Origin of the sequence: Klebsiella sp. 1SOBk5mer, from assembly GCF_046603115.1 — a bacterium.
GTDB classification, from domain to species: Bacteria; Pseudomonadota; Gammaproteobacteria; order Enterobacterales; family Enterobacteriaceae; genus Klebsiella; species Klebsiella quasipneumoniae.
Window position 1 is genome coordinate 1 of record NZ_JBKIUU010000034.1, and the last position, 584, is coordinate 584.

Annotated in this window: 1 protein-coding gene; it reads left to right on the top strand. The window is 53.9% G+C overall.

All coding sequences use genetic code 11. The features are described 5' to 3' along the window. A partial coding sequence (locus tag ACLH1U_RS25185) for a hypothetical protein (RefSeq protein WP_411299514.1) occupies positions 1-584 on the top strand: 584 nt, incomplete at both ends.

Below are 584 nucleotides of genomic sequence, written 5' to 3' on the forward strand. Positions count from 1 at the left end.
CAAACCTGTTTTCGTTATCGTACTCATCTGTCTGCCGGGTGGCGGCTTTCGCCTTACCCGGCCTACGAAAAATTGCAATATCAAACAGTTACGCAAATATCTGTAGGCCCGCGCAAGCGCAGCGCCGCCGGGCAATTCCTGAAGATTGCACCTGGCCAGCACGATGAAGCCCTCTTTTCAGAGGGCTTCCGGGTGATACAAACCTGTTTTCGTTATCGTACTCATCTGTCTGCCGGGTGGCGGCTTTCGCCTTACCCGGCCTACGAAAAATTGCAATATCAAACAGTTACGCAAATATCTGTAGGCCCGCGCAAGCGCAGCGCCGCCGGGCAATTCCTGAAGATTGCACCTGGCCAGCACGATGAAGCCCTCTTTTCAGAGGGCTTCCGGGTGATACAAACCTGTTTTCGTTATCGTACTCATCTGTCTGCCGGGTGGCGGCTTTCGCCTTACCCGGCCTACGAAAAATTGCAATATCAAACAGTTACGCAAATATCTGTAGGCCCGCGCAAGCGCAGCGCCGCCGGGCAATTCCTGAAGATTGCACCTGGCCAGCACGATGAAGCCCTCTTTTCAGAGGGCTT